This is a genomic window from Falsiphaeobacter marinintestinus (genome assembly GCF_007923355.1).
Classification (GTDB): Bacteria; Pseudomonadota; Alphaproteobacteria; order Rhodobacterales; family Rhodobacteraceae; genus Phaeobacter_A; species Phaeobacter_A marinintestinus.
In genome coordinates, this window is the sequence record NZ_VOGO01000041.1 from 1 (window position 1) to 1,970 (window position 1,970).

Below are 1,970 nucleotides of genomic sequence, written 5' to 3' on the forward strand. Positions count from 1 at the left end.
TGTTGAATGTCACTGAGAACTGACCCGGTATCGCCCTGAATTGTCACTGAGAATTGACCCATGTGAACACACTTCCCCGACGTTTTTGGTTGGGGAGATTTGGAGTGATCAACATGGGATTTTTAAGTGTTATCCGACGCTGGGCATTGCGTGATAAAATGCCGATACGCGAGATCGCCCGCCGCACGGGTTTGTCTCGGAATACTGTGAAGAAGTATCTGCGCGAAGGCGCGGTAGAACCGAAGTTCAAGACGCCCAAGCGCTCAAGCAAACTGGACCCCTATGCGGATCGTTTGTCTGCGTGGCTATTGATCCAGACACGGAAGTCACGCAAAGAGCGTCGTACCGTGAAGCAGATGCATTCTGATCTCGTGAAGCTGGGATATGACGGCTCCTATAAACGCGTTGCAGCTTTTGCCCGGGCATGGCGTGAAGATCGGCATCGTGCGGAACAGACGACGGGTCGCGGGACCTATGTGCCTTTGGTGTTCCAGCCGGGTGAAGCTTTCCAGTTCGATTGGAGCGAGGATTGGGCCAACATCGCAGGCGAGCGGGTCAAACTGCAGGTGGCGCATATCAAGCTGTCGCACAGCCGGGCGTTCCTGGTGCGGGCGTACCCACTACAAACGCATGAGATGCTGTTCGACGCCCATTGGCATGCATTCAGGGTGTTTGGTGGCGTTCCAGGCCGGGGCATCTACGATAATATGAAGACAGCGGTGGACCGCGTTGGCAAAGGCAAACAACGCGACATCAATGCGCGCTTCAAGGCTATGGCCAGTCACTATGTATTTGAGCCTGAGTTCTGCAACCCTGCGGCGGGCTGGGAGAAGGGCCAGGTTGAGAAGAATGTGCAGGATGCGCGCAACCGGATGTGGCAGGTCATGCCTGTCTTTGCCGATCTGAAAGAACTGAACCAGTGGCTTGAAGATCGTTGCATCGCCCTGTGGGCGGAGACCTCGCACAAGGCCTTGCCGGGTTCCGTCGCTGACGTATGAGAGGCCGAAAGGCCCATGCTAATGACACTGCCGCCTGCGTTTGACGGCTTCATTGAGCACAGCAAACGGGTGTCCCCGACGTGCCTGATCACTTTCGAGCGCAATCGCTACAGCGTGCCTGCCAGTTTTGCGAACCGCCGGGTGAGCCTACATGTCTACCCCGAACGGCTGGTTGTCGTCGCTGAAGGGCAACCAGTCTGTGAGCACGCACGGATCATTGAGCGGTCACATCGCAAGCCTGGCAAGGTCATCTATGACTGGCGTCACTATCTGGCTGTCATCCAACGCAAACCAGGTGCTCTGCGCAATGGCGCGCCGTTTACAGAGATGCCGGATGCTTTCCGCCAGCTGCAGGATCACATGCTGCGCAAGGACGGCGGCGACAGGGAAATGGTCGACGTCCTGTCATTGGTTCTTCAGCACAATGAAGAGGATGTCTTGCGAGCTGTAGAGCTAGCCCTTGAAGAAGGCGTTCCCACCAAAACGCATATCCTGAACCTGCTGCATCGATTGATTGATCGCAAACCGACAGATCACCCCGAAGTGGATCCGCCGGATGCGCTGGCATTGCAGACAACGCCCGAGGCCAACGTAGATCGTTATGATGGGTTGAGACAAGCTGGGGAGAAGCGCCATGCGTCATGATCCAGCCGGAGCCTCTATCGTCATCATGCTGCGCAGCCTCAAGCTCTACGGCATGGCAAATGCGGTCGAAGACTTGGTCGCCCAGGGCGCGCCAGCGTTCGAAGCCGCGACGCCACTACTGTCGCAATTACTCAAGGCCGAGATCGCTGAACGCGAAGTGCGATCCATTGCCTACCACACGAAGGTGGCGCGCTTCCCCGCGTACAAAGACCTCACGGGCTTTGATTTTGCGTCCAGCGAGATCAACGAAGCGACAGTGCGGCAGCTGCACCGATGCGAGTTCATCGAAGCGGCCGAGAATGTCGTGCTGATCGGTGGCCCCGGAAC

Annotated in this window: 1 protein-coding gene and 1 pseudogene; both read left to right on the forward strand. The window is 57.1% G+C overall.

Features of this window, described 5'->3' with window-relative positions; translation table 11 throughout:
* The first annotated feature begins 113 nt into the window (after positions 1–113).
* Positions 114–1,643, forward strand: a pseudogene (istA, locus tag FOY56_RS23300) (IS21 family transposase).
* Positions 1,633–1,970 (forward strand): ATP-binding protein (locus tag FOY56_RS23305; protein WP_186766460.1); only part of this gene is annotated, 338 nt, incomplete at its 3' end. The pseudogene istA and the gene FOY56_RS23305, both read left to right, overlap by 11 nt.